This window comes from Halobacillus litoralis (assembly GCF_009856445.1).
Taxonomy (GTDB): domain Bacteria; phylum Bacillota; class Bacilli; order Bacillales; family Halobacillaceae; genus Halobacillus; species Halobacillus litoralis.
This window is the reverse complement of record NZ_WMFA01000012.1, coordinates 64,732-91,679: the sequence shown is the minus strand read 5'-3', so window position 1 is coordinate 91,679 and position 26,948 is coordinate 64,732. Positions and strand designations below refer to the sequence as shown.

30 protein-coding genes and 1 rRNA gene are annotated in these 26,948 nt (G+C 42.6%); 13 read left to right on the top strand and 18 right to left on the bottom strand.

The features are described from left to right. Together GLW00_RS18325 and GLW00_RS18320 are read right to left on the bottom strand one after the other, a co-directional pair. Positions 1 to 68 (bottom strand): 16S ribosomal RNA (locus tag GLW00_RS18325); the annotation flags it as partial. Positions 69 to 483: 415 nt separating this feature from the next. After that, positions 484 to 1,368: a nucleotidyltransferase-like protein gene (locus GLW00_RS18320; protein WP_160916498.1), complete on the bottom strand. Its 885-nt coding sequence runs from the start codon at positions 1,366 to 1,368 to the stop codon at positions 484 to 486. Between the two features lie 133 nt (positions 1,369 to 1,501). Here GLW00_RS18320 and GLW00_RS18315 point away from each other — a divergent pair, with 133 nt between their 5' ends. After that, complete coding sequence (locus tag GLW00_RS18315) at positions 1,502 to 1,873, top strand: YgzB family protein (protein WP_160916496.1); 372 nt, start codon at positions 1,502 to 1,504, stop codon at positions 1,871 to 1,873. Positions 1,874 to 1,992: 119 nt separating this feature from the next. Here GLW00_RS18315 and perR read toward each other — a convergent pair whose 3' ends face one another. The 5 genes from perR to GLW00_RS18290 all read right to left on the bottom strand — a co-directional run bounded on the left by perR (position 1,993) and on the right by GLW00_RS18290 (position 5,096). Continuing rightward, the gene (gene perR, locus GLW00_RS18310) at positions 1,993 to 2,436 is read right to left on the bottom strand and encodes a peroxide-responsive transcriptional repressor PerR (RefSeq protein ID WP_160916512.1); all 444 of its coding nucleotides are present in this window, start codon (positions 2,434 to 2,436) and stop codon (positions 1,993 to 1,995) included. Positions 2,437 to 2,557: 121 nt separating this feature from the next. Further along, positions 2,558 to 3,115: a cob(I)yrinic acid a,c-diamide adenosyltransferase gene (locus tag GLW00_RS18305; protein WP_160916494.1), complete on the bottom strand. Its 558-nt coding sequence runs from the start codon at positions 3,113 to 3,115 to the stop codon at positions 2,558 to 2,560. A 1-nt stretch (position 3,116) separates the two neighbouring features. Beyond that, on the bottom strand, positions 3,117 to 4,070 hold the full coding sequence (locus GLW00_RS18300; RefSeq protein WP_160916493.1) for a D-2-hydroxyacid dehydrogenase: 954 nt from the start codon (positions 4,068 to 4,070) through the stop codon (positions 3,117 to 3,119). 80 nt (positions 4,071 to 4,150) lie between these two features. Then, positions 4,151 to 4,621 carry a thioredoxin-dependent thiol peroxidase gene (bcp, locus tag GLW00_RS18295; protein WP_089653776.1) on the bottom strand — a complete coding sequence of 157 codons (471 nt, stop codon included), beginning with the start codon at positions 4,619 to 4,621 and terminating at the stop codon, positions 4,151 to 4,153. Positions 4,622 to 4,685: 64 nt separating this feature from the next. Then, complete coding sequence (locus GLW00_RS18290) at positions 4,686 to 5,096, bottom strand: potassium channel family protein (protein WP_160916491.1); 411 nt, start codon at positions 5,094 to 5,096, stop codon at positions 4,686 to 4,688. 196 nt (positions 5,097 to 5,292) lie between these two features. On the opposite strand from GLW00_RS18290, the gene GLW00_RS18285 reads away from it, so the two are divergent. The 3 genes from GLW00_RS18285 (at position 5,293) to GLW00_RS18275 (ending at position 8,262) form a co-directional block, all read left to right on the top strand. Further along, positions 5,293 to 5,379 carry a YjcZ family sporulation protein gene (locus GLW00_RS18285; RefSeq protein ID WP_085030712.1) on the top strand — a complete coding sequence of 29 codons (87 nt, stop codon included), beginning with the start codon at positions 5,293 to 5,295 and terminating at the stop codon, positions 5,377 to 5,379. Positions 5,380 to 5,576: 197 nt separating this feature from the next. Beyond that, positions 5,577 to 6,872, top strand: coding sequence for a glutamate-1-semialdehyde 2,1-aminomutase (locus GLW00_RS18280; protein WP_160916489.1), 1,296 nt, complete (start codon positions 5,577 to 5,579; stop codon positions 6,870 to 6,872). Between the two features lie 322 nt (positions 6,873 to 7,194). Next, complete coding sequence (locus tag GLW00_RS18275) at positions 7,195 to 8,262, top strand: FUSC family protein (RefSeq protein WP_160916487.1); 1,068 nt, start codon at positions 7,195 to 7,197, stop codon at positions 8,260 to 8,262. 143 nt (positions 8,263 to 8,405) lie between these two features. On the opposite strand, the gene GLW00_RS18270 is transcribed toward GLW00_RS18275, so the two are convergent. The 4 genes from GLW00_RS18270 to GLW00_RS18255 all read right to left on the bottom strand — a co-directional run bounded on the left by GLW00_RS18270 (position 8,406) and on the right by GLW00_RS18255 (position 12,964). Continuing rightward, complete coding sequence (locus GLW00_RS18270; RefSeq protein WP_160916485.1) at positions 8,406 to 10,178, bottom strand: ABC transporter ATP-binding protein; 1,773 nt, start codon at positions 10,176 to 10,178, stop codon at positions 8,406 to 8,408. A gap of 69 nt (positions 10,179 to 10,247) precedes the next feature. After that, positions 10,248 to 10,775: a nucleoside tri-diphosphate phosphatase gene (ntdP, locus tag GLW00_RS18265; RefSeq protein ID WP_089653788.1), complete on the bottom strand. Its 528-nt coding sequence runs from the start codon at positions 10,773 to 10,775 to the stop codon at positions 10,248 to 10,250. Positions 10,776 to 11,609: 834 nt separating this feature from the next. Then, positions 11,610 to 11,786: a gamma-type small acid-soluble spore protein gene (locus tag GLW00_RS18260; RefSeq protein WP_089653790.1), complete on the bottom strand. Its 177-nt coding sequence runs from the start codon at positions 11,784 to 11,786 to the stop codon at positions 11,610 to 11,612. Positions 11,787 to 11,896: 110 nt separating this feature from the next. Further along, positions 11,897 to 12,964, bottom strand: coding sequence for a C40 family peptidase (locus tag GLW00_RS18255; RefSeq protein ID WP_160916484.1), 1,068 nt, complete (start codon positions 12,962 to 12,964; stop codon positions 11,897 to 11,899). 266 nt (positions 12,965 to 13,230) lie between these two features. On the opposite strand from GLW00_RS18255, the gene yfhS reads away from it, so the two are divergent. Beyond that, positions 13,231 to 13,455, top strand: coding sequence for a mother cell protein YfhS (gene yfhS / locus GLW00_RS18250; protein WP_160916482.1), 225 nt, complete (start codon positions 13,231 to 13,233; stop codon positions 13,453 to 13,455). Here the strand turns inward: yfhS and mutY are convergent. Further along, positions 13,445 to 14,533, bottom strand: a complete 1,089-nt coding sequence (gene mutY, locus GLW00_RS18245; RefSeq protein WP_160916480.1) for an A/G-specific adenine glycosylase — start codon at positions 14,531 to 14,533, stop codon at positions 13,445 to 13,447. The genes yfhS and mutY overlap by 11 nt on opposite strands. Before the next feature lie 64 nt (positions 14,534 to 14,597). On the opposite strand from mutY, the gene GLW00_RS18240 reads away from it, so the two are divergent. Continuing rightward, positions 14,598 to 15,587, top strand: coding sequence for a metal-dependent hydrolase (locus GLW00_RS18240; protein ID WP_160916478.1), 990 nt, complete (start codon positions 14,598 to 14,600; stop codon positions 15,585 to 15,587). Between the two features lie 77 nt (positions 15,588 to 15,664). Here the strand turns inward: GLW00_RS18240 and GLW00_RS18235 are convergent, their stop codons facing one another. After that, positions 15,665 to 15,931, bottom strand: coding sequence for a YfhJ family protein (locus tag GLW00_RS18235; RefSeq protein ID WP_160916476.1), 267 nt, complete (start codon positions 15,929 to 15,931; stop codon positions 15,665 to 15,667). A gap of 109 nt (positions 15,932 to 16,040) precedes the next feature. Here GLW00_RS18235 and sspK point away from each other — a divergent pair, with 109 nt between their 5' ends. Then, positions 16,041 to 16,214 carry a small acid-soluble spore protein K gene (gene sspK / locus GLW00_RS18230; RefSeq protein ID WP_089653803.1) on the top strand — a complete coding sequence of 58 codons (174 nt, stop codon included), beginning with the start codon at positions 16,041 to 16,043 and terminating at the stop codon, positions 16,212 to 16,214. Further along, the gene (locus GLW00_RS18225) at positions 16,207 to 16,350 is read left to right on the top strand and encodes a YpzG family protein (RefSeq protein WP_160916474.1); all 144 of its coding nucleotides are present in this window, start codon (positions 16,207 to 16,209) and stop codon (positions 16,348 to 16,350) included. Before sspK ends, GLW00_RS18225 begins: the two co-directional genes overlap by 8 nt. Before the next feature lie 38 nt (positions 16,351 to 16,388). On the opposite strand, the gene GLW00_RS18220 is transcribed toward GLW00_RS18225, so the two are convergent. Continuing rightward, positions 16,389 to 16,727, bottom strand: a complete 339-nt coding sequence (locus GLW00_RS18220; RefSeq protein WP_160916472.1) for a YfhH family protein — start codon at positions 16,725 to 16,727, stop codon at positions 16,389 to 16,391. A 91-nt stretch (positions 16,728 to 16,818) separates the two neighbouring features. Between GLW00_RS18220 and GLW00_RS18215 the strand changes: the two genes are divergently transcribed. Then, the gene (locus GLW00_RS18215) at positions 16,819 to 17,478 is read left to right on the top strand and encodes an SDR family NAD(P)-dependent oxidoreductase (RefSeq protein WP_160916470.1); all 660 of its coding nucleotides are present in this window, start codon (positions 16,819 to 16,821) and stop codon (positions 17,476 to 17,478) included. 536 nt (positions 17,479 to 18,014) lie between these two features. On the opposite strand, the gene GLW00_RS18210 is transcribed toward GLW00_RS18215, so the two are convergent. The 3 genes from GLW00_RS18210 to glcT all read right to left on the bottom strand — a co-directional run bounded on the left by GLW00_RS18210 (position 18,015) and on the right by glcT (position 21,447). Next, on the bottom strand, positions 18,015 to 18,281 hold the full coding sequence (locus tag GLW00_RS18210) for a phosphocarrier protein HPr (protein WP_089653809.1): 267 nt from the start codon (positions 18,279 to 18,281) through the stop codon (positions 18,015 to 18,017). Between the two features lie 15 nt (positions 18,282 to 18,296). Continuing rightward, the gene (ptsG, locus tag GLW00_RS18205) at positions 18,297 to 20,333 is read right to left on the bottom strand and encodes a glucose-specific PTS transporter subunit IIBC (RefSeq protein WP_160916468.1); all 2,037 of its coding nucleotides are present in this window, start codon (positions 20,331 to 20,333) and stop codon (positions 18,297 to 18,299) included. 271 nt (positions 20,334 to 20,604) lie between these two features. Continuing rightward, positions 20,605 to 21,447 (bottom strand): glucose PTS transporter transcription antiterminator GlcT, encoded by an 843-nt coding sequence (gene glcT, locus GLW00_RS18200; protein WP_160916466.1) that lies wholly within the window; start codon positions 21,445 to 21,447, stop codon positions 20,605 to 20,607. A 188-nt stretch (positions 21,448 to 21,635) separates the two neighbouring features. Here glcT and GLW00_RS18195 point away from each other — a divergent pair, with 188 nt between their 5' ends. Continuing rightward, positions 21,636 to 22,454 carry an HAD family hydrolase gene (locus GLW00_RS18195; RefSeq protein WP_160916464.1) on the top strand — a complete coding sequence of 273 codons (819 nt, stop codon included), beginning with the start codon at positions 21,636 to 21,638 and terminating at the stop codon, positions 22,452 to 22,454. Positions 22,455 to 22,475: 21 nt separating this feature from the next. Here the strand turns inward: GLW00_RS18195 and recX are convergent, their stop codons facing one another. Continuing rightward, positions 22,476 to 23,288: a recombination regulator RecX gene (gene recX / locus GLW00_RS18190; protein ID WP_160916462.1), complete on the bottom strand. Its 813-nt coding sequence runs from the start codon at positions 23,286 to 23,288 to the stop codon at positions 22,476 to 22,478. A 110-nt stretch (positions 23,289 to 23,398) separates the two neighbouring features. On the opposite strand from recX, the gene GLW00_RS18185 reads away from it, so the two are divergent. The 3 genes from GLW00_RS18185 (at position 23,399) to GLW00_RS18175 (ending at position 26,755) form a co-directional block, all read left to right on the top strand. Continuing rightward, positions 23,399 to 24,304 (top strand): TIGR01777 family oxidoreductase, encoded by a 906-nt coding sequence (locus GLW00_RS18185; RefSeq protein WP_160916460.1) that lies wholly within the window; start codon positions 23,399 to 23,401, stop codon positions 24,302 to 24,304. A gap of 257 nt (positions 24,305 to 24,561) precedes the next feature. Continuing rightward, positions 24,562 to 25,323, top strand: a complete 762-nt coding sequence (locus GLW00_RS18180; RefSeq protein WP_160916458.1) for an SDR family NAD(P)-dependent oxidoreductase — start codon at positions 24,562 to 24,564, stop codon at positions 25,321 to 25,323. 304 nt (positions 25,324 to 25,627) lie between these two features. Beyond that, complete coding sequence (locus GLW00_RS18175) at positions 25,628 to 26,755, top strand: amidohydrolase (RefSeq protein WP_439108904.1); 1,128 nt, start codon at positions 25,628 to 25,630, stop codon at positions 26,753 to 26,755. Positions 26,756 to 26,948 lie beyond the last annotated feature (193 nt).

Genomic DNA, 26,948 nt, shown 5'->3' with positions numbered 1-26,948 from the left:
CGCTCGACTTGCATGTATTAGGCACGCCGCCAGCGTTCGTCCTGAGCCAGGATCAAACTCTCCATAAAAGTTAAGTTTGACTTGCTCATTTGCACACCGAATGTGCTTTGTTTCAAATCTCTTCTATAAAGAAGAAATGTTTTGACGTACTGGTTGGTTCGTTCAGTTTTCAAAGATCAAATGTTTTGATTGCCGCTCAAAACAGCGACTCAATTAGTGTATCACGTCCAGTTATTTATGTCAATAACTTTTTTGTGATTTATTTTTTTGAGCCGTTCGCGGCTTGCCGCCCTCTTAATGCGACAAGTAATAATTTATCATGTCTGTTGTTTTGTGTCAACAACTTTTTTCATGAATTTATTACGCTCGATGTCGCTCTCTTAATGCGACGCTTATTAATATAGCATGGGGTGATTTCTTCCGTCAATAACTTTTTACAAAAAGATCCCCTCTTCCGTTTCCCTTTCAGAAGAGGGGATCTTTTTATTGATCCATATATTCCCCGACAGGCTTGTATCTTCTATGGAAGATTTGAGGCCCTTTCGTATCCTGAGGTACAACTTCAATGACATCATGGTCTACAAGATATTCAATCATGGAAGATAAGTCCAGGATATATTCCTGAATTTCAGGATGCACTTTCAGTTCTCCAAACGACCAGGGTTCTTCCCTTTCATTCATCAACTCCAACAAATGCTGAGCACTCGCTCTTGATCTTTTACTAATCGAGTGTTCAACAGCCAGAATCATCAACTGTATTCTTTTATCTGTCGGTTCACCACTTTCAATAAGTTCCTGGTAAAGTTTATAGATCTCCGGTTCAATCCGCTTCACCTGATTCCACACTGTCACTTCTGGATGGAAACCTTTTTCAATAATGGATAACCGGGCTAGATAATGAAGAGAATTCACCATGCGGCTATAAGAATCAAGGTACTGCTCGGAATCAAACAAGTCTTTGGATTCACTATAACTACGAATCAACTTAGCAAATTCAATGGCTTTCTTTAAATTGCGGTTTTGTTGAGGGAACTCCCTCAAGTGTTCCTTCAGGTTGGTCAGATACTCATTTCTCTCGAAAATGATGTTGCCATTGATCACCCATTCTACAGCTCGACGATAAGAACTTGTATCAATCCAATGCTGGAGAAGCTTTTCATCCACTATATGCATCGCTGCTGACTTATTTTCAAATTCATAATGTTTCACATACCATAGTTCCTCCGCGTCCCGAACAATGATGAATAGAATGACATCAAAATTATCGGTCACAGGGCTGATTGGTTTCTTCTTTTCTAATATAAGAATGCCCAGCGTGTTACTCTGACTGGCTTTTTCTTGATAAATCGGGCGTAATAGATCTTCCATACTCTTTCCCCCACATTCAATTTCCCTTTCCTTGTGTTTATTCGCTATGTTTAGGCAAATTCCTTTTTTCCTATTATATTTGCCTAAAGAAAATATGCTATACTACGTGGTAGATAGTAAGGAGGGACCCTGAGTGGCGTTAAAATACAGCAGCAAAATCAACAAGATTCGTTCTTTTGCTTTCTGGTTGATTTTCCTTGGCATCGGCGTGATGTACATCGGGTTGTTATTCAAAGATGTGATGTGGGCCATGGCTACATTCATGATCTTAGGCATGGTATTTGTCGGCCTAAGTACAGTCGTCTATTTCTGGATTGGTATGCTTTCTACAAAGACCGTACAAATCATTTGTCCATCCTGTGAAAAACCGACCAAGATGCTTGGTCGTGTGGATGCGTGTATGCATTGCGATCAACCTTTGACGATGGACAAATCTTTAGAAGGAAAAGATTTTGATGAGAGATACAATAAGAAGCGGTATCAGAAGGAAACTCAAGGCCAGTAAAAAAATATGGAACAACTGTACTTAATCAAAAAACTCCGCTGCGTTCGCAGCGGAGTTTTTTATTTTCAGCTATAATTCAGCTCATCAATAAAAAAACTGAAAGCCTAGCGCTTCCAGTTTTAGTGAGCGTTATTCGATTGGCATTCTGTACACGTTCCATAGACTTCCATGCGATGATGACTTACATTAAATCCAGTCACCTGTTCAGCTAATGATTCCACTTCGTTCAAACTCGGATAGTGAAAGTCAACGATTTTACCGCATGATTCACAAATTGCATGATAGTGATCGCTGGTATTGCAATCAAAGCGGCTTGAAGAATCACCGTAAGTCAGTTCCCGTACGAGTCCGATTTCCCTGAATACACGGAGATTGTTATAAACCGTGGCTACACTCATGTTCGGAAATTTACTTTCCAATGCTTTATAAATTTCATCAGCTGTTGGGTGAGTCATAGAATTCAGCAGGTATTCAAGCACCGCATGACGCTGTGGAGTAATTCGTACACCAGAGCCTTTCAATGTATCAATGGCATCTTGGAGTCGATAGTCTGACACGGTCATGCACCTCGCTTTCATAAACTGATTCTTGATTTATAATATTATTAAATTAGAATCCTTACAATTAGTGTAACCTTTTCTTTAAGGAATTGTCAATATAAAGCACTGCTCAAAAAGTCGAGCCTCATACATCAGGATCCAGGGGTGTCTCTGTTCCTCCAAGTTGACGATTTACATAACGAGCTGCTACAAAGAGAAAATCCGATAGTCGATTTAAATAAGACACAACCAACTGGTTCTCCAATTCATCTTCCAGCGCCACTGTTATCCTCTCTGCCCTGCGGACCACTGTACGAGCAAGGTGAAGAGCAGCTGATGCCTGATGCCCGGAAGGCAGGATGAAATTCTTCAATGGCTCAAGGGACTGATCCCATTCATCAATTTGTTTTTCCAACTCATCAATATGCTCTTTTTTCAGCTTCCACATCACATCTTTCCCTTTAGGTGTAGCCAGTTCTGCGCCGACGTGGAATAAGACCGTCTGGATTTTCTGGAAAGTGTGTAGAAAAGCTTCCTTATCCGTCCAATCTTCATGATTCAAATGACTGAGAGCAAGACCAATCATTGAGTTTGCTTCATCACATGTGCCATAAGCCTCTACCCGGATATCATTTTTAGCTACACGTTGACCATAAATTAAAGATGTTTTTCCTTTATCCCCCGAACGTGTGTAAATCCTCATCTTAATACCCCCGTTTTGGATCAATAATATTTCGTAATTCTCCTTCTCCACTTATAAAAACAGATAGATTCTTTTCAAAAAGATCAAACCCTCGCGAAACATAGTGAGGCGAGATCCCTGATAAGTGCGGTGTTACCGTTACATTTTCTTCCTGCCAGAGCGGATGATCTTCAGGTAAAGGTTCCTCTTCAAAAACATCAAGGACCGCGTGTGAAATTTCTTTCTGAAGTACTGCATTTAGTATCACATCGGAAGAAACCAAGTCGCCTCTTCCCATGTTGAGAAAGATAGCACGCTTGGGCATTTCTTTAAAATGCTTCTCCTCAAGTAGATATTTCGTTTCCGGGGTACTCGGAAGAGCAGCCACAACAAAATCCGCAAGAGGAAGGACGAGTTCCAATTGTTGCACCGGGAAAGTCTGGTCGAAATGCGGTTTCTTTTTCCCTGACTTGGATATTCCAATCGTTTTCATTTGAAAGGCTTTGGCTAAACGGGCAACTTCCTGTTGAATGGCCCCCGTCCCAAGAAGAACCATTGTACGACCGCTTATTTCATTCATTACAGGTCGTCGGCTCCACTCTGCTTTCTCCTCTTGTTGAATAAGCGTTTTTGCCTTACGGGAGACTTGCAGCAACATAGAAATGGCATACTCTGCCATAGGTTGTGCATGGATGCCTCTTACATTCGTTACAAGAATGTCTCTTTCAGCAATCTCATCAAAAGGCATCCGATCCATTCCTGCAGATAAGACCATAATCCATTTCAGCTTCTTGGCTGATTGGACCTTTTCTCTATCCAAGTCTTCGCCGTATGTAATGAAGACATCCGCTTCCTCGAGGTAATATTTGGCTTCCCCCATCCCGTGACAGAAAATAAAGGCGGCCTCAGGAAAACGTGTTTGAAGCCTCAGTTGGATTTCATCTGGAACTCTTTTAATGGCAGAAACGATCTTCATGAATTCATCTCCTCCCCCTTTTCTTCTATATTAGATGATAAAGAAACCATAGTCACTTGTAGACTATGGCTCGGTTGATTTCATGATAGGTTTTCTCTAATATACTCTAGAGCTGATTCGACGTGCCCCTGAACTTTAACTTTACGGTATTCTTCAGCAAGTTTGCCTTCTTTATCGATGATAAAAGTGGAACGTTCAATACCATAATATTCTTTACCAAAGTTTTTCTTCAGTTTCCAAACACCAAACTGCTCAGCCACTTGGTGATCTTCATCAGCAAGCAGAAGGAATGGCAGGTCATGCTTGTTTATGAATTTTTCATGAGACTCCACCGGATCAGGGCTGACACCTAAAATAACGGCATCCAGGTCTTCGAAACTTTCATGATGATCGCGGAAATCGCAAGCCTCTGTCGTGCAACCAGGAGTCATGTCTTTAGGGTAAAAATAAAGGACTACGTTCTTCCCTTTATAATCAGAAAGGGATACGGATTCGCCGCTGTTCGCTGGTAATGTGAAGTCTTGTACTTGTTTTCCTTTTTCAACTGTCATAATAAGACCCTCCTAAATGGTTTCTACCACTTAGGTTACCTCAAATATAGACAAACTTCCAACTTCAGCGCTCTTCTTTATGCTTCAACCAAACTTTCGCAACAAGGGCAGCGGGAAGCGTATACCCTACCATCGCCTCGATGATGGCAATCCATTTCCCGAGTCCTACTGGCGTTAGATCTCCGTAACCGACTGTAAATAAAGTCACCCCGCTAAAGTAAACACTCCTTAGCATATCGTGAATCCAGTAATCTTGGGTAAACGGGACGTCTGCCTTATAAACCTCTATCCCTTGGAGAATCAGGGCAGCATAAATAATTCCAAAACCAACCATGACAATCGTATATAACATCATAATGGACACAAAGAGTTGGACAGAAAAGATTTTGTGTTCAAATTCTAGGGAGTTAAAAATCTGACGGAGACTTACTCCAATAAGTGCGAGGGAAAGTGTAGAAATAATGATTGTAACCATAGATAAGATAAGCCCCTTTAAAAACGAGTAAACAAGCCCTACTTTTTCATATGAAAACAAAGAGTCTTTTATGCCATACCTCATTTAAGACTGAACTGGTTGAAGGTCCATTTTTCATACAAAACCGGGCGAACGCACAGCCCGCGAATGGAAGTCTGCATAAGATACAGTAAACAATGGAAAGGGGGAATTGTGAATGGGTTACGGATATGGTGGAGGCTTTGCGCTAATCGTTGTTCTTTTCATCCTTCTAATCATCGTTGGTGCAGCATTCCTATACTAAAAACAGCTCGCACTGAGGCATAAGTGCGCTCAGTGTTACTTTCCTCGTAATCGATCGGACTACTGTTTCAACGCTCTAGAGTGAAGGAACCTTTCAAAGGCTGCTTCCTGGGTTACCGCCCGGGGAGCACCTTTGTGAATCATGATGGACAAGCATGCTACAATGAACAGTGAAAAGGATTGTTTAGGAGGCAAATGATGAATATCAATCAGTCGGAACACTTATATAAAGAAGCAACAGAACATATCGTAGGGGGCGTCAACTCTCCTTCCCGCGCCTATAAAGGCGTAGGAGGCGGAACTCCGGTGTATATGGAACGAGCGGAAGGCTCCCATTTCTATGATGTCGACGGAAATGAATATATCGATTACTTAGGAGCTTATGGTCCGATCATTACCGGACATGCGCATCCACATATTACAGAGGCCATAACCAAAGCTGCACAGAACGGTGTGTTGTACGGAACACCAACCGTCCTCGAAAACCGCTTTGCTAAAATGCTTAAAGAAGCCATTCCTTCATTGGATAAAGTAAGATTCGTCAATTCAGGGACAGAAGCTGTCATGACAACTATCCGAGTTGCTCGCGCTTATACGGGCAGAAACAAAATCATCAAATTCGCCGGATGTTACCACGGGCATTCTGATTTGGTCCTTGTAGCTGCAGGTTCCGGTCCATCAACTTTAGGTACCCCGGATTCAGCAGGCGTCCCTGCATCGATTGCCCAGGATGTAATTACGGTCCCTTTCAATGATATCGAACCATTCAAAGAAGCCCTTGAAAAATTCGGTGATGAGATCGCTGGAGTTCTTGTCGAACCGATTGTAGGAAACTTCGGAATTGTAGAACCTAAACCAGGTTTCCTTCAGGAAGTGAATGAGCTGACACATAAGGCGGGAGCTTTAGTTATTTATGATGAAGTCATTACTGCTTTTCGTTTTACATACGGAAGCGCTCAGCAACTCTTAGATATAGAGCCGGATATGACAGCGATGGGTAAAATCATCGGCGGCGGACTCCCGATTGGTGCTTACGGCGGCCGCGCGGATATTATGGAGCAAGTCGCTCCATTAGGTCCAGCCTACCAGGCGGGGACGATGGCAGGAAACCCTGCTTCCATGTCTGCAGGGATCGCTTGTCTAGAGGTCCTTCAAGAAGACGGCGTATATGAAGAAATGGACAGGCTCGGCGCCCGTTTGGAAAAAGGAATTCTAGAACATGCGGAAGAACACGGCGTGGAAATTCAAATCAATCGCTTGAAAGGCGCATTGACCGTATATTTCACAGATGAAAAAGTCGAAAACTATGAGCAGGCAGAAAATACGGACGGTGACCGATTCGCCCGCTTCTTCAAGCTCATGCTTGCTGAAGGAATCAATCTCGCCCCATCTAAATATGAAGCCTGGTTCCTGACCACCGCTCATACAGATGAAGATATCGACCAAACACTAACAGCTGTCGAAAAGACATTCAGGATCATGGCTAACGACTAACCACCCCTCTCCCCTGTGCACAGGGGAGATTTTTTATTGCTTTTTCTTCTTCGTTAGTTGATTATATGAAATGTTCATGCTATTATAAATACATAATTCTGAATATTCCCACGAATTATGATCTTTGTTTCATTTCTTTCCCTTTTCATGGTTCCAGCTTAGGCTGGTTCCCCTTTGGCTTATGCGGATTACGCATAAGCTTTTTCTTTTGTTCTCCTTCTTATCAAATGATGTATAATGGGGACATCCGGCTTTCTATTAGGAAAGTCTCTTTTGAATGCTCTTTTGTTCAAATTTTTCAGATTAAAGGATGATGTCTTCCATGAAACTAGGCGCACGAATGATGAAGACAGGATTAGCAGTAGGGATAGCCCTTTATATCGGTCACTTGGTCGGTTTTGTCTCTCCTCTACTCGCTGCGATCGCTGTCGTCTTTTCCATTCAACCTTCCATTTATCGGTCCTATCAATCCATCATTGAGCAAGTACAAGGAAACACCATCGGTGCGTTGATTGCCATTGTTGCCGTTTTCACTCTGGGCAACGATCCATTCATCGTAGGATTTGCGATCATTCTTGTCATAGGATTGACAACGACATTAAAAATGAACGAAAACACGATTGCCCTGGCTGTAGTAGCTGTCATTGCCCTGATGGACTCGACGGACCAAACCTTTTTATACTTTGCAGGTTCCAGGTTCGCCTCCATGCTGCTCGGGATTCTCGCGGCATTTATCGTCAACCTTGTTTTTCTTCCCCCACGGTATGAAACAAGGCTGTTTACAAAAATTGACCGAGCAACAAATGATATTCTGCAGTGGCTGAGAGTGACCACAAGAAACTTATCCGATGAACCTGCCCTTAAATATGAAATTACAAGGATTCAGGACGATATGCGTTGGATTGACCATACCTATCTTCTATATTCAGAAGAAAGAACCTATTTCAAAGGGAGTCACTTTTCTAAAGGAAGAAAAATGGTGCTCTTCCGTCAGTTGATAACAACCACTAAAAAATCCTTCGACGTCTTGAAGGCTTTTTATCGGTTGGAACACAAAATTGAACAAATTCCAGAACAGTTTCAAGATGCCGTTGTACAAGAGCTTGATAAGTTAATCAATGCACATGAAAAATTAATACTAAGTCTTAAAGGCCGCATAAAAAATACTCATAAACAATCATTAAGACGCATTGAAGAACCCGACATTCCTTTGCTTGTTGAACGCCTGATGAGCGTTTACCAAAAAAGCAACAATCCTGATAAACTGATCTTCCTCCCCCTTGCTTCACAATTGATGGAATACCACTATCAGTTAGAGCGACTCAAAAAATTATTAAAAAGTTACCAGGCACACCACCAGGATGACTTTATCCAAACAACAGAAAAATAAACACCTAAAGGCGAGTATGTCAGACATACTCGCCTTTTTGATCTCTACTACCATTAAAGATATCCATTCGGTAACACATATTTTTGAAAACCATATCATGACAGAACAAAAAAAGCTCAAGGTACTGAACCTTGAGCTTTTCGTTACGTTCCCATATATTCTTCTTTAGGATCATCCAGCTCCTGCACTTGGTACAGGTCGTAATAATGGCCTTGTTTCTTCATCAACTCCTGGTGGGAGCCGACTTCTACGATTTCACCATTCTCGATGTGGACAATCCGGTCCGCATGGGTGATGGTAGAAAGGCGATGAGCCACAATAAACGTTGTCCGTTCAGAAGCTAATCGTTCAAGAGCATTTTGAATGAGATGCTCACTTTCCAAATCAAGAGCAGAAGTCGCTTCATCTAAAACGAGTAACGGCGGGTTTTTCAAAAATACCCTTGCGATTGCCACCCTTTGTTTTTGACCACCCGATAACTTCACACCTCTTTCACCGACCAACGTATCGTAGCCGTTCGGAAGATTCATGATAAAATCATGGGCATTCGCCGCTTTCGCAGCCTCAACCATCTGTTCATCCGTGGCATCCGGATTACCCATTCGTATATTCATCGCGATCGATTCACTAAAGAGGATATTGTCCTGAAGCACCATGCCAATGTTATCTCTGAGAGATCTTGCTTCAAAGTCCCTAATATCTATTCCATCAATAGAGATGGAACCTGAAGTGACATCGTAGAATCGAGGGATCAAACTAATAAGGGTCGACTTCCCACCCCCGCTCATGCCGACAAAAGCGATGGTTTCTCCTTGATTAATGTCCAGGCTGACATTTTTAAGGACGAGCGGATCTTCTTCATCGTATCGAAAGGAGACATCCTCTACTTTGACGTCGCCTCTCACGTGTTCCATTTTCTTCGCTTCCGGTTTATCGACAATGTCATATTTTTCATCCACAAATTCAAAAACACGATCCATGGAGGCGATGGATTGTGTAAGCACTGTCGCGGAATTGACGAGGCGGCGCAGCGGATTATATACACGATCCATATAGCCGACAAACGCAACCATTGTACCAACGGTTAGAGAACCTGTGATGACTTGGTAACCTGCAAAAGCAATGACTAACAATGGCGCAAGATCTGTAATCGTATTCGTTACAGAGTAGGTGTAAGCGTTCCAGTTAGTATGGGTGATCGCTTTATCCAGGAAATTCTTATTCTTCACATCAAATTGTTCTTGTTCATGATCTTCCAAAGCGAAACTCCTGGTCACAGGAACCCCCTGTACACGTTCATGCAAGTGACCTTGTACTTCAGCAAGGGCCTGTGAACGATCGCGCGTAAGCTTTCGTAACCTTGCGTAAAAATATTTGACCGCAAAGCCGTAAAAAGGGAACAAAGCAATAGACACCAATGTAAGCCAAGGATCCATCGTCAACATGATAATGATGGCAATAACAATGGTGAACATATCGAGCCAAATATTCATAAGGCCTGTGATTACGAATGTTTTCGTTTGCTCTACATCATGAATGACGCGGGAGATGATTTCTCCTGTTTTTGTTCTAGAATAAAAGCGTAAACTCAAACGTTGAATATGGTCGAAAAGTTTTTCTCTAATATCATATAAAATGTTACTCCCTATCCATTGCGCCAAGTATTGCCTAATGTATTCAATAGGCGGCCGCAGAATGAGGAAAATGAGAAAAGCTCCTCCTAAAATGAGCAGCAATTGATCCAGCCGTTCTGCCTGCGTCATATCTTCCGCATTAATGATATCATCTATGACATATTTAATAATGAGCGGCATTAACAAAGGGATAGAAAATTTAACGATTCCTATAAGGACGGTGAGAATAATTTTCCCTTTGTAGGGCTGCACAAATCGTAAATACCTTTTTATACTGTCCAAAACAACACCTTCTCTCTAAACCTTTCAAACAACAACGAAGCGCACTTTTTATAAGTGCGCAATCGGTCATTATCTATACGTTAAGTACCTTTCATACCACTGATCGATAAATTCTGGGGAAAACGGTCCTTTTCGCTGACGAATCCACCTGATTAAAATATCAATGTTGTTATAGAGGATACGATCCAACACATGCGGATAATTCATCCTTTTTTTATGGATTTCATATTCGTCTTCATCGAGTATTTTATAGGTCATATCAGGGAATATTTTCACGTCCAGATCATAATCAATATATTTAATCGTTTCATCTTCATAGACGAAGGGAGAACTAATGTTGCAGTAGTAATATACTCCATCGTTCCTTAACATACCGATAATGTTGAACCAGTATTTAGAGTGAAAATAACAGATCGCCGGTTCTCTGGTGATCCACCTTCTGCCATCACTTTCAGTTACTTCCGTACGGTCATTGGCTCCGATGATCACGTGCCTTGTCCCTTTCAATATGGTGGTACTATCCCAAACTCTGTGTAACTGCCCATTGTGCTTATAGCTCTGGATTTCTATCCGTTTACCTGCTTCTGGGCCGGGCATACAATCCCCCCTTCCCTTTCTATTCCATATCACCTTCTACCTATTATAACGACAAATGAAGTGGATTGAAAACAATTGGACCAGAGACAGGAGTATCGAACAAAACCATCCCCTTTTATTCCACAATAGCTCCCGATTGTGGAAGACTCAGTTTCGAGATGTTCGTGGGATTCTAGGGGCTCCGGGAAAAGGTTCGCTTTCCATGGGGCGGGCGGTGAGCCTCCTCAGGCTCCGCCTTCCGGGGTCTCACCTGTCCCACGCGTCCCATAGGAGTCTCACCGTTTCCCTCCGCCCCTTTACCTTATAAGTGTCTCGAAACCACTTCTAACAGGGGCAGCTTGAATGGTTGAGGGAAGTGGATGATTAGAACAACTGTATTCATAAGGAAGGTTCCAATTCTTCTTCCCTAGGCTGGCATAAAGTGCCTTGTACCAAGCATTTGCCTATGATAAACGTCAATTGGGCTAGAGTTTATATCATTCACTTCTCATAACCATACAAGTGACTTTTAAGTAGTAGTTTCGAGAACCTTCCTTGGTTAGGGGGCGGAGGGGAATGGCGAGACTCCTGCGGGAAAAGAGTGCTAGGTGAGACCCCGGAAGGCGTCAGCCTGAGGAGGCTCATCGCGCTCCCGCGGAAAGCGAGTTATTCCCCGGAGCCCCCATTCACTTAACAAAAGTCTCGAAACTGAGTCTTCAAGAAACCTGCCATATTGTTTAATAAATATTAAAAAGATATGTAAATAAAAGAAGCCGCCCGCTAAAGGGGCGACTTCTTAATCGGGGGATTGATACAGGCTAAAGGGCAGCCTGGCCAACCGACCAACCGCTCAGGTTATTTTTTCTTAGCCTGAGATTTTTGGTTCTGCTGCTGTACGTGCTGCGCGTCAGTTTGTTGAGCGAATTCAGCGCCGTATTGGGATTTCCCTTGTGCAGCTTGTTGGTTTTGTTGTTTCACGTGGTTAACGTCTGTACCAGCTGCTGTTTTGTTTTGTTTCGGTTGCTTAGCCATGTTTATCACCTCCGCAAAAATTATTGTGTACAGGAGGCGGTCATTTCATTCCAAAAAACAAAATTTTTATATAAAAAAAACCGCTCCCATGTAAGGAGCGGTTTTTAAAATTAATGAGATAATCTTTTCGTACCGATGTAACGCTGACTCCAGTAGTTACTGGACAGTGAACTAATTTCAACACCATTTGTAGAACCAGTATGGATAAAGCTGTTGTTCCCTACATAAATACCTGCATGGGAAGCACCTGGCTTATAAGTTTCAAAAAAGACAAGATCTCCAACCTGACGATTTGAACCACTTACAGAATCCATTCTGCTGTCTGCGTAGATCGATGCAACTGTACGTGGGATACTTACGCCTTCCTGAGCATATACGTATTGAAGGAATCCACTGCAATCAAATCCTGCAGGAGATGTACCCGCCCATTGATACGGGGTACCAATATGCTTTTTAGCTTCTTGAATCAATCCATCTACAAATCCTGTGTTTGAAGAAGACGAATCTGTGGTAGATGTATGACTAGAGCCTGATGAATCTGAAGAAGACCCAGAAGATGTAGGTTCACCACTAACTTTCAACTTTTGACCTACATAGATGATATTCCCAGAAAGACCATTAAGACTCTTTAGATTTGAAACTGAAGTTCCATGATTGTTCGCAATCAACCACAAGGAATCTCCACTCTGTACTGTGTACGTACTTGTAGATTGTGAAGAACTGGAACTGCTGCTTGAAGAACTCGTGTTACTGCTGGAGTCTGATGTACTTCCTGATACGGAAAGTTTTTGGCCAGGGTGGATAATGTTACTGGACAAATTGTTAAGACTCTTCAATTTAGAAACAGACATACCATGACGATTAGCTATTAACCATAAGGAATCTCCAGACTCAACAGTATATGTACCATTAGAGCTCGAAGAAGAAGATGAACTAGATTGAGATGTAGCTGATGAATCTTTTTCAACAATCAAAGTTTGCCCGATGTAAATTGTATCTGAATTAAGACTGTTCCAAGATTTGATTTCTGAAATAGACCCGTCATATTGATAACTCAACTTCCAAAGTGAATCCCCAGATTTCACTTTATGCAATTCATCAGCAAAAACAGAAGTTCCCCATAAAGATGCCCCGATCAAAGCTCCACTGACAGCCGTCACCAATTTCTTCTTATTCATTATATTTTTACTCTCCCCTATGTAATAAATTGTTTAAATTGTTTGGTCAAATAACCTATGTCCTATTATTCACAAATGCCAACAATTTGTAAATACTCCAAAACTTCTACAAATACCAACATTTGCCCAAAAACATTGTCATATTAGGCACAAACCTGTTTCGTTACAATTACTTTACAGGTTTGTTACATGAAGATTCAGGGGGACTTTTATCATGTATGACCTCAAACTTTTTACATAAATTAAGAGTGAAGGAGGGTCTGTCTATGTATGTAGGACGGGATTTATCCGCATTATCTATGGAACCCAAACAAAAGTGGCAGGAAAAAGAGCTTGGATATTTTCACTATGCCCTATCCCAGTCTTCTCCCTATTTGAATTCTGAAGGGATCACCCTTTTACGTGAAATCAATGAGGAAATTAAGCGCCGCGGAGGTTTAGAGCAGCAAGAAGCTACTTGGACCAGCGGCACTCATCCTGTTACCGATTGATATGTGGGTGGGCTTTCTGATGAGATACCGGGAATGGATAGTCTTCCATGTCTTCAGGTGCAATGAATGTTGCACGCTCATGATCAAGTGTTCCTGCTTTTACAGTAACCTTGATGACTTCCATTTCCCATATCAAATGAGAAAAAACATGCTTGATACGATCCAAGGATTCCCCAACTTCCACTTTCAAACCATATTCACCATAAAACCAGTGCTCAACCGCTTCAAGACCTACGTCCTCAAGAGGAACCATAGGGTATTGCCACAACGAAGCGAGCAGACCTGTGTTCGGCCTTTGCTCGATCAGCACTTCCCCTTTTTCATTTTGCACGAGAAGGAGGAGGTATGGAGTTTTCTTCTGTTTCTTTTTAGAGGCTTTAACCGGAAGCTCGGTTTCTACTCCTTCGTCAAAAGCTCTGCAATGTTCTTGGACAGGACATAGCATGCAGGAAGGGTTTTTAGGGGTACAGACAAGGGCACCATGTTCCATCAACCCCTGATTAAATGAAGAAGGATCCTCTTCAGAAATCAATTGTTTCACAAGCTCTTCAAAAAGTTTCCTCGTCGATTGTTTGCTAATATCATCCTCAACAAGAAGAATTCTTGATAAAACCCTCATCACATTGCCATCCACTGCTGGTTCTGGTATATCATAGGCAATACTTAAAATAGCGCCGCGCGTATAAGGCCCGACCCCTTTGAGGCTGCCTAATTCTTCAGCGTCTGCTGGGACGATACCCTCGTACTCAGACACAACCTCTCTTACCGCGTTTTGCAAATTTCGCGCACGGGAATAGTATCCTAAGCCTTCCCATGCTTTCAAGACCTCCTGTTCATCTGCCTTAGCTAAAGCTTCCGGTGTAGGAAACTTATCCATAAAATGATTAAAATAAGGGATGACCGTATCAACACGTGTTTGTTGGAGCATAATTTCAGATACCCACACGCGGTAAGGGTCCTGGTTTTCACGCCATGGGAGAATCCGCTGCTCTTCTTTAAACCAGCGAATTAAATCCTTTCTATAGGTTTCCTTGTCGAAGTTATTTAAAATATGTTTAACTCTTTCAGTTCTTTTCATCTTTCTTCACCCTTCGTGATAAACTACTGTTGGAACGTCCGACCTGCCAAAGGAGGTATGGAATTTGGATACAGGCACACATGTCGTCATGGGCGTTGCATTAGGAGGACTGGCTACACTTGACCCTGTCGTCAATGCAGACCCCAATCTTTTCAATGCCGTTCTTATCGGAACAATGATCGGCTCACAGGCGCCCGATTCAGACACGGTACTAAAATTAAGGAATAATGCCGTTTACATTCGGCACCACCGCGGCATCACACATTCCATTCCTGCTGTGATGCTCTGGGGGATCACCATTCCCAGCATCATTTATCTGTTCACTCCTGAGGTGAACTTTATTCACCTTTGGCTCTGGACTTTTCTTGCTGTCATCCTGCATGTGTTCGTGGATGTATTTAATGCTTATGGTACCCAAGCGTATCGCCCTATTACAAACAGATGGGTCGCTTATGGGTTCATCAATACATTCGACCCATATATTTTCATTTTGCATATTGCAGGCATTGTCGCATGGAATTTAGGTGCGGACCCAGGCACTTTATGGCTGATTATATATTTTGTCATTGCCCTCTATTACCTGAAAAGGTATTTTGACAAAAGGGAACTGGTTCGTTTGATTCATGAAAACATCAAGGATGTCAAACAAATTGCGACCTCCCCTACAATGAAACAGAATGTTTGGAGGATAGCTATCACTACACCCACTCATTATTACGTTGGCAGGGCGGAAAACGGTCATTTAACCATCCTTGATACATTCACCAATAAACCGATCGATCATGATGATCCGGTCATTCAGAAAGCTCTGACTGATCATAACATCAAAGCATTTTTATCATTTTCACCCGTGTACAGGTACGAGATGAGTTACTATGATGAATATACAGAAGTAAGGTTCATTGATCTTCGATATCGCTCACGGGGACGCTATCCGTTTGTTGCGCTTGCTCAAATTGATGATGAGCATGGAGATGATTTAAAAATTCTCAATTCGTATACAGGATGGGTATTTACAGAAGAGAAACTGCAGAATAAAGTAAGCCCGATGTGATGAATCAGAAGCTTGAGGAAAACATAAAAGAAGGAGTCTCTCAAGAGGAGAGGCTCCTTTTTTTAAATCCTGTGTTATTACTGAAGATACCCTTTTTTCTCAAGCATGTTCTTGTATTTTGGATTTGTAGCGACGAACTCATGAAGCTTAGGACCGTAATGATGAATCCACTGCAAAACAATCTGTTCAGTGACCTGCTTCCCCTGGTAATCATGACCAGCTTTGGCTCGTGTCGATTCAAAATCCTCCCAAAGAAGTTCCACCCACGTCCTTGCTTCGTCTATAGTTAGTTCTGAATTCTGATGATATAATTTTTCAGCTAAACGCTGGTACATTTCATTCATATGACCACTCCATATTTGGCAATGTTTACACTGCCATTGTAACACATACAGGCTCAAAGTAGGTACATACTAATATTGTCTCTAGCTAGAGACATGAGGAGGATGACTGATGCGTAATAAGGCAAAGAATTTCCCTAATGTTAAAATGACGCACGCACCTGATGACCAAAGCGAATATCTCGCGAAGCGTCCAGACGGTACAATCAACAGCAAACCTCAAGAGAGAGCAGCTAGATCGAGACACCGTGACGTCAATGATGTAGGGAGGAATTACCATGGGTAAACGTAATTTCAAATCAAAAGCCTCTGGCATCTATTCCCACCGCAGCATCAAACATTTGAGCAGCCGTGTGAATGGAGAAACAGAACAGACGCAAGCAGACCAAATCACTGAAATCCAAGCACGTAAACGCAACTAAAAATACCGGGCACGTTTAACACGTGCCCGGCCTCTTTATTATCCATCCAATTTGTTTCCTAACATGGAAATTGGCAAAGCTTCTTCTTCGCTGCTTACTTTTCCCCCCTGGTTATCTTGCCTGTAGCCCCAGGCAAACACACCATTCATATATTCAATATAAAACGTGTGACCCGGGTCACCATCAACCTCGTATGTCTCGCCCGCCTTAAAATCACTTGGATTTAACATATAGGACCTAGCCATAATAATTTTACGTTCATGAACAGCAAATTCGTTGACCATCCCTAATTGTTCCGCTTTTTGGGCCTTTTCTGTCAGCTCCGCAATTTCTGAACGCAACTCTTCTTGTGTATATTCACTATACCTTTTTTCCATATAGAAACCTCCTCCATACAAGCTCTCTTTACATTTTAGCAGGGTTTGTCCACAATGAATATAAGGCAGTACAGATAAGGAGAGATTAAGGATGAAGAATGTTTGGATTACAGGAGCTGGAACAGGTTTAGGGCGTGCTTTAGCCTTAACTTACGCTGAGAACAACTATAAGGTATATCTCTCAGGAAGAACAGCTGAGCATTTACAAATCACTCAAAATGAAATTATAAAAGAAGGTGGAAAAGCAGAGGTTCTCATTTGTGATGTGACAGAGCAATCATCGATCAAAGAAGCTATTAAACAGATCGATTCCTTACACGTGCTGATCAACAACGCAGGCCTCGGTCATTTCGGTGAGCTTTCATCTTATTCTGAAGAAAAGATCGATCAACTGTTCAACACGAACGTCAAAGGTACCATCTTGACTACCCAGCTTGCGATTCCATTGTTAGAATACACGGAAGGTCGTGTGTTAAACATTATTTCCACCGCCGGTTTACGCGGGAAGAAGAATGAAAGCATATACTGTGCTAGCAAATTTGCTATACGGGGCTTTACCGAAAGCCTCCACAAAGAATGGGAAGACGCATCCTTAACAGCGACTGCCGTTTATATGGGCGGAATGAACACACCATTTTGGAATGACACCGATCATGTGTCCAATCCAAATCAGTTAAAAGGTCCGGAACTTGTCGCTGAACAAATTTTCGCAGAAGATGATGGGCGAAACGAAATATTCATCGATCGTTAACTTTACAACACAAATGAAAAGAGTACCGGAGCGACTTGTTCGCACGGTACTTTTTTTTGCATATTCGCATCTCCTTTGAGGCGGCTCGCACCTTCTTTGGTGCCCTTGCATCTCCTTAGGTGCGACTCGCATCTCCTTTGGCGCGACTCGCATCTCCTTTGGCGCGACTTGCATCTCCTTTGGCGCGACTTGCATTCCTTTGGCGCGACTTGCATCTCCTTTGGCGCGACTTGCATCTCCTTTGGCGCGACTTGCATCTCCTTTGGCGCGACTTACATCTCCCTCGGCGCGACTTGCATCTCCTTTGGCGCGACTTACATCTCCCTCGGCGCGACTTGCATCTCCTTTGGCGCGACTTGCATCTCCTTTGGCGCGACTTGCATCTCCTTTGGCGCGACTTGCATCTCCCTCGGCGCGACTTGCATCTCCTTTGGCGCGACTTACATCTCCCTCGGCGCGACTCACATATCCTCTGGTATTATCATAATAAAAAAGGGCTTGCCATAACGGCAAGCCCTTCTTTTGACTTGAAGAACTTACTCTCCAAGACCCTCTTCTTTTGCTTTTGCTACTACAGCTTCTACAGCTTCCGCTTCGTCAGAACCTTCCGCTTTGAACGTCACTTCTGCACCGTTCGGAATTCCAAGGGACATGACGCCCATGATGGACTTCATGTTCACGGATTTACCTTTATACTCGATGTTTACGTCGGATTGGTACTTTCCTGCGACTTGTACAAGTGCTGTTGCTGGACGTGCGTGGACGCCGTCAGCTGCTGTAATTTTCATTGTTTGTTCTGCCATGATAAACTCTCCTCTTTATTTACTGATTTCAATGATATCTGGATCATTGTGATTGACTTGACCTGATGCCTTGATGTTTACAGACTGTCCTTCTTGAAGGTTTGTAAAGACAATCGGCGTTACGACGGATGGAGCATTTTCTTTCACGTAATCCAAGTCCACTTCCATCAATGCCTGACCCTGCTTCACTTCGTCTCCTTCAGAGATCTTAGCTGTAAATCCTTCCCCTTTCAATCCGACTGTATCGATTCCGATATGAATCAGGATTTCCATGCCATTCTCAGCTTCAAGGCCTATGGCATGCTTTGTAGGGAATACGTTAAGGACTTTACCATTAATCGGTGAAACAATATTACCATCTTCCGGCTCAATTGCAAAGCCATCGCCCATCATCTTGCCAGAAAATACTTGATCTGGAACTTCAGTGATCGGCATGATTTTTCCTTTGATTGGGCTTACAAATTCCAATTCACCTTCAGTGACCGGAGCTTCTGCTGCTTTTTCTGCGTTCTTCATTTCAGAAGCATCTTCTCTTGATCTTGGTGTCTTACCATCCATGATGTCTTGCATTTGGCCACGCAAGGTATCAGATACAGGTCCGAAGATGGCCTGGATATTGTTCCCGACTTCCATAACACCGGAAGCCCCAAGTTTTTTCAAGCGATTTTTGTTCACATCATTTTTATCATTTACAGAAACACGTAGTCGAGTGATACATGCATCCAGGTGGTCGATATTCTTTTGTCCACCCATCGCTTCAAGAATTTCGAACGGCAAATCGCCGACTTCTCCATCCTCTTCTTCATCTTCTGCTTCGTCTTCACGTCCAGGTGTCGCCAAGTTGAACTTGAGGATCGCCCAACGGAATCCAAAGTAGTAAACCACAGAGAACACGAGACCAACGATGATGACCCACCACCAGTCGGTACGGTTAGGAAGTACTCCAAATAGAATGAAGTCGATCAGACCACCAGAGAATGTCTGTCCGATTTTAACTCCAAGAATCTCCATAATCATAAAGGAGAAACCAGCGAATACAGCATGGATCGCAAACAATAGTGGTGCAACGAATAGGAAAGAGAACTCAATTGGTTCTGTGATACCTGTCAAGAAAGAAGTCAAGGCTGCAGAAGCCATGATACCTCCGACCACTTTTTTACGTTCAGGTTTAGCTGTGTGATAAATTGCAAGGGCAGCAGCTGGAAGACCGAACATCATGAACGGGAATTTACCAACCATGAATGTTCCAGCAGTGAATTCCACACCGTCTCTCAACTGTTCGAAGAAGATTGTCTGATCTCCTCGTACAATTTCTCCAGCAGCGTTTGTATAAGATCCGAATTCAAACCAGAATGGTGAATAGAAAATATGGTGCAAACCAAATGGAATCAAGGAACGCTCAATCAATCCGAAGAAGAAAGCCGAAATGGTCTGGTTCCCCTCCAACATTAAGTGGGAAAGAGCATTCAACCCTGATTGTGCAAACGGCCATACCCAAAGCATGATGATCCCTAGGAAAAGGGAAGAGAAAGCCGTGATGATTGGCACGAAACGTTTCCCAGCAAAGAAACCAAGAAACTGTGGTAATTCAATATTGAAGAACCGGTTATAAAGAGCAGCAGCCAAAATACCAACGATGATACCGCCAAATACTCCTGTTTGAAGCGTCGGAATACCGAGTACTTCGGCATAGGCCGGATCTGAGGTCATGTCGGCATCAACATTACCGAGTACCCCCATAACCACATTCATAATCAAATAACCGATGATCGCAGCAAGACCTGCTACCCCGTCACCTTTCGCTAAACCGATGGCAACACCAACAGCGAATAACAACGGCAGGTTGTCAAAGACAATTCCTCCAGCTTCAGCCATTACTTGAAGTAATGTTTGAACCCAAGGTGTTCCGAAGAATGGCACTTTATCAACAAAGTTGTCTTGAGCAAAGCTTGTACCAAAAGCCAGCAGAATACCAGCCGCAGGCAATAGTGCGACAGGAGTCATTAAAGCTTTACCGACTTTTTGCAGTGTGCCGAAAGCATTCTTGAACATTCTATTTCCTCCTTTTTATTTTGTGACGCAAGCCTCTGGCCCCATGAAATCCATTTGTCAGAAAAATAAAACGTTTTCAACAAAAAAGGAACGATAAGCGTCCACGAGTGGACGCCGATTATGGATAATAGCTCGTCCCGCTATTCACAGCAGGACAATAAAAAAGCATGAGCACAAGAGGTGAATGGGTTCCATAAGGATAGTCCTATCCCTATGATAACCACTTCACCTCCATGTACTCATGCCTGATCGTGTCAGTAACACGTACGTTTTAGGTTTTATGGGTTAAACGCTGTAAATGGATCGTCAAATAAATGGCTTCTGACTCATCTACAGGTTTATTCAGTTGCTTTTGCATCACTTTTATCAGTTTCCAAGCTAAATTATAGCACACTGGATATTCTTCTTTCAACATGTTAGCTAAACGAATTTCATCCCCCACGTTTTCATCCTGGTAAACACGGTCGATGGCCCTGTGTAAATGCTGAACGAGTCTATGGTAGTCCACGCTCTTTTTATCAATTTGAACGTCCATCGTATCCTCAACAAGCTGAACAAGGTGTGTGATGAGCTGGTTATGACGGTTCAGTTCCCTTAATGTCTTGTCTGTGACCGCACTATGAATATGGAGAGCGATGAACCCTACCTCCCCTTCCGGAAATTGAATCCCCATTTTATCGTAAATCATCGTCACGACTTCCATCGCAATTTGATATTCCTTCGGATAAAGGGATTCAATTTCGAGCAAGAATGGATTGGAGAACTGCAGGTCCTTTTTTGCCCGGTTGATAGCGAATGCCAGGTGATCCGTCAGAGCGACGTGAATATGCTGGTTAAGCTCCTGCCCCATGCGCGACTCGACGTGATGGAGGATATCACTCATGAAGTCAATCAAGTTCTCGTCGATATACGGTAATAAACTCACATATTGTTCTTTTTCCTGTTCATTACTCAGCAAAAATGTCTTATCGGCTTTTTCGGAAGAAATTTCGTCTCCCTTCTTCCGGTTAAAACCAATTCCTTTCCCAATTAACACCACTTCTTCATAAGTTGGGTGGGAAGCAATGACTACATTATTATTGAGCACTTTTTTTATCTTTATCTGCTTTTCCATAATGGTCCCCCACTTAAATTACACTAAAAGCGTTTTCAGTCATCTCATAACTTCTATCCTATATTTGATTTGTTTTTTTTACAAGTGGAAGGCTAAGGAATAAGCTTTCCTCTTTGTGTGAAAGCGATTACGTCGTGTACAATCATTTAGGTGCTGGGAAACGCCCCGCACGGAGAGGAGATGAAACAATGATTAAACTATTTGTCACAGATCTTGACGGTACACTTCTTGGTGCCGATCATTATATTAAAAATGAAGACATTGATGCACTGAACCGCATGATTGAAGATGGCCCTCCACTTGCTGTCGCCTCCGGCCGTATGGACCATGAGATTATTGAGGTTCTAAAACGCGTAGGTGTGAATGGACATCGTGTCAGTCAAAATGGAGCTTTTGTATTTGACAATGAAGGTACTCAGATTCATGCCAAAACGTTCGATTCGGAACTGGCCCAAAGAATCATCCAGGCCGTCGACAAAGAACCGATGATTAAAACAGTTTCTACAGCTGATGAAACGTTTACGAAGGAATCAAACAGATTCGTGGATATGATTTCTGAACAAATGTTTCATGATATCATCATTCAACCGGATTTGAACGAAAAGGTCGGCCATACGATTACTCCTTCAAAAATTGCATTGCACGGGATAGAAGCTGATGTAATGAAAGCTGCCAAAAGAATTGAAGAGTTGTTCGGGAAGGAAATTGACAGTTTCGTCTCACATGAGACATGTGTCGATATGATGCCTAAATCAATTAATAAACAAACCGGTCTTAGGCAGTTAATTGAAGGCTTCGGCATTCAACCTGATGAAATCGCGTGTGTCGGAGATTCCTTCAATGACTTGAGCATGTTTGAAATGACTCCTTACAGCTATGCCATGTCTACAGCTCACGACCAGGTGAAGGAAAAAGCAAGTACGGTTGTCGATCATGTGCATGAGGCAATCGAAGACTTGGATAAAAAAGGACTTTTAAGCAAAAAAGAACAAGCGGCTGACATTTAAGTCAGACGGCTTGTTCTTTTTTTATTCCTTTACATACTCTTCGATAAAACGATCAATAAGATCAAATGTGAAACCTTTCCTGTATAGTCCTGATTTTACTTTCTGCTTCAACTCATACCCTTCCGCCTTGGATTGAAATTTGCGAACCAGCTTCTCCCCCTGATAAATAACCGCTTCCCACTCCGTATCTTCATTCTCATCTTCCGGCAAGTTCGCCACCACTTCCTGTATGACGTCTCCCTGATATCCTTTTTGCATTAGTGTCTGTTGTACATTTTGAATTTGCTGACGGTAAGATTTCTTCCCATCGTTTTTCAATTTCTTTTCAGCGAATTTCATTGCTTTTTCGTATTGTTTATCAAAAGAATAAATCGTGATGGCTTCCTCCGCTCTCCCTGCAGAAACCCCTTTATCCAACAATTCTTTTTTCAAAAGAAGCGGCCCTTTGCTGGAAGTCATGATCCTTGTTCTCACAAGGGAATTTGCGAACTCCTGATCATCCAACAATCGATCTTTGTTCAACCGCGAAATGATTTCTTCAATATGTTCCGGGTCCGTCTCTTTGTCTTTCAAATAGTCACGAATCTCTTTTTCCGAGCGCATGCGATAGCTTAAATAATTAATCGCAAGGGTATAAGATTTATGAAGCGTATCGGTTTGAATCAGTGCGTTAATCAAGGCATCATCAAGTTCCATGTTTTTCTGGAGGCGGTATTTTATAAGAACGTCTTCATCCACACTGAATCCGTACTCTTCTCCATTTCCTTTATCCAGAAAAATGTTGTATCTACTCTTATGTTTTTTCTGCGTCGTAATTTTAGTAAGTTTAGCCATCCGGTTCACCTCTTTGACCATATTTTATCATGGAATGCGGTTTGCGTATCGTCAAACCGCATCAAATGGAGCAAACTATTGACAACCTCATACTGACAGGAGGAATAAATATGAAAATCGCCATTACAGGAGGTACTGGTTTTGTCGGTACCCAATTAAAAGAAAAGCTCGTACAGGAAGGGCATGACGTGTACATATTGACACGGAGTCCGGAAAAGTACCAGAACACAGATCAAGTGATGTATGTAGGCTGGTTGAAAGAGGATTTCCATCCAGAAAAAGAACTTCCTATACTTGATGCCATTGTGAACTTGGCCGGAGAATCATTGAACAGTGGTCGCTGGACAGAGGAAAGGAAACAATCCATTTTGGAAAGTCGGATCAAAGCGACCGAAGGCGTATTGGATCTGATCGATGCTCTTCCAGAAAAGCCGGAGGTGCTCGTAAACGCGTCCGCTGTTGGATATTACGGTCAATCAAAAACCAAGACATTCACAGAGGAAACCACTGTTCCCGGTAATGATTTTCTAGCCAATGTTGTGGAAGAATGGGAGGCACGCGCTTCACAGGCAGCTGAGAAAGGAGTTCGCACGGTCTACGTCCGCTTCGGCATTATTTTAGGAGAAGAAGGCGCGCTCCCGAAAATGATCCTTCCCTATAAAATGATGATCGGAGGAAATTTAGGTTCAGGGGAACAATGGATGTCCTGGATCCATATTGATGATGTAGTCGGCCTCGTTCATTTCGCAATCGAAAATAAAAACATTCATGGCCCCTTAAACGGAACTGCTCCCAATCCGAAAAGAAACAAAGATTTTGGACAGACACTTGGAGAAGTATTGAACCGCCCGCATTGGATTCCAGCTCCTGCCTTTGCTTTGAAAGTGGCACTAGGAGACATGAGTACACTTCTCTTAGATGGGCAATGTGTGATTCCTAAAAAAACGATGGCTTCTGGGTACACATTCCATCATCCAGAATTACAACCTGCCCTGTCGTCCATTTTAAATAAATAGGCTATGTTATCTGGGGGATTGATCTTCGAAAGACATGTTGGTAGGTGAATTTCCCGGTGTTAGTGATGAGATAAGTGGGAAATACTTTCCTGATGCCCGTATCCATAGGGCGGGAAATATCCCCTTTATTAGAAAGCGAGATCAGCCGTCTGCTGAATGGTTACGGACGGATGAACATTTTACAGCGGATGTAAACACGCATGAGGGCTCATAAAGCCCCTCTGACCAAGGGAACTAAATCTAAGGAGGAACTTTTAATGACATATACTGTAATAACGGGTGCAAGTTCTGGAATCGGTTATGAGACCGCATTGGCGTTTGCTAAACGAGGTAAAAATCTTATTCTTACAGCCAGACGAGAGAACAATCTTGAAGAGTTAAAATCGAAAGTCAATGAGATGAATGCCGACATTGACGTGATCATCATGACGGCAGACTTAGCTGAAAACGATCAAGTGTATGATTTTTATGAGCGAACAAAGGAATATGAAGTGGAAACTTGGATCAACAATGCCGGTTTCGGAAACTTCGACTCCATATCAGATCAAGAACTCCCTAAAATTGAAAAAATGCTTCGGTTGAATAATGAAGCCTTAACGATCCTATCCTCCTTGTATGTCAGAGATTACGCCGAACAGGAAGGAACACAATTGATTAATGTTTCTTCAGGCGGAGGATACACGATTGTCGGTGGCGCTGTGACCTATTGCGCTACGAAGTTCTTTGTCAGTGCTTTCACCGAAGGACTTGCTCAGGAACTCCAGGCTAAAGGAAGCCCTATGCAGGTGAAAGTCCTGGCACCAGCGGCTACAGAAACAGAGTTCGCGGAAAGGTCTATGGATACAGAACAATTCAGTTATGAAGAAAACGTTCCACAATTCCACACCGCCCAGGAAATGTCTCAGTTCATGCTTGATCTTTATGAAAGTGACAAGGTGTTAGGAATTGTTGATGGAGAAACCTATGAATTTCATTTAAGAGACCCACTTTATCCTTATGTGAATAGAAGCAGAAATTAAGAAAGATTCTAATTGAAAACACGGATGGAAAAGGCCAGTTGAATCAGGTGTCGTGCTGTAAGAACTTGATGCTGAAACTTCTGGAAGTAGTTATGATGCGTGGTATCTGCATGTTCCGCTCTCTTCCCCATATTTCGTAAACCAGTATCCTCTCAACCTGCTGGATAGTAAAATCTGAGGAATGAGATGTCAGTAACAAAATTTCAATAAATAAAAAAGTGAGCAAAGCTAGGCTTTGCTCACTTTTTGTTATCCAAAAGGCTTTTTTAAAGTATAATAATGGTATATTGAAGGGAAAGGCTGTATGTCTATGAACACTGTTATAAAAAATGTGAACATCCACCCCATCACATCTCCTTCTATAAAAAATGGATGTGTGCATGTGGTCGACGGAAAAATACACGATTACGGCGAAAACATCGAAATACCAGAACAAGCAGAATTTATTGATGGTAAAGGTCTTGATTTATACCCAGGTTTCGTTGATGTCCACACTCACCTCGGTCTTTATGATGAGGGAACGGGATGGGCTGGCAGTGATGCAAACGAAACGATTGAGGCGGTAACTCCACACCTCAGAGCCATTGACGGAGCTCACCCTCTTGATCCAGCGTTTTTTAACGCCAGGAAAGCCGGAGTTACCACGGCACATATCATGCCTGGCAGTGCAAATATGATCGGTGGTACAACCTCTGTGATTAAGACCGTGGGCCATACGATTAACGATATGATTCTAAGAGAGACGGCGGGCCTTAAACTCGCTTTAGGGGAAAACCCTAAAAGGATCCACTCCCAGTCTAAAAATGCTTCCATAACCAGACTTGGAATCATGGGGACACTAAGGGAGACCTTCTATGCAGCTATGAAAGACGCAGAACCCGGCCTCCGTGTAAAACCGATTCTTCAAGCATTGAACAAAGAGATCCCAGTAAGAATACACGCTCATAGAGCGGACGACATCATAACCGCCTTACGCCTGGCCGATGAGTTCGATCTTGATTTAAGAATTGAGCATTGCACAGAAGGACATCTAATTGCGGATCAACTTGCAGGTAGAGAATTACAAGTGTCTGTCGGACCAACCTTCACAAGAGCATCCAAAATTGAACTCAGAAATAAAACGTGGCAGACATACAAAATCCTTCATGATCATGGAATCCGCGTTTCCATTACGACGGACCACCCTTATACTCCGATACAATACTTGAACATATGTGCAGCACTCGCAGCAAGAGAAGGGCTTGAGATCGAGGACGCTCTCCGGGGAATCACGATTACCCCCGCTAAAAACCTGGGGGTTGATGACAGGGTCGGTTCAATTGAAAAAGGGAAAGATGCTGACCTGGTTTTATGGAGCGGCCATCCCTTTGAGTATCTCTCCAAACCTATTTGGACGATGATTGACGGAAAAATGGTATATTTCCAAGAATAGTGAAGCACTCTAACACCGGAAGGATTTTCCGGTGTTTTTCTATGTTCTCTAAAAACATATTGAGCATAGCAAAAGGTTTGAAAGTTTTACAAAGGGTGTATATGCTTAATATACAAAACTTGTACAAGATTTTTACAACGCGTTGTAAAAACCCCATTTTTAGAAATTGCCGTTTCAGTGACCGGCAATGGAT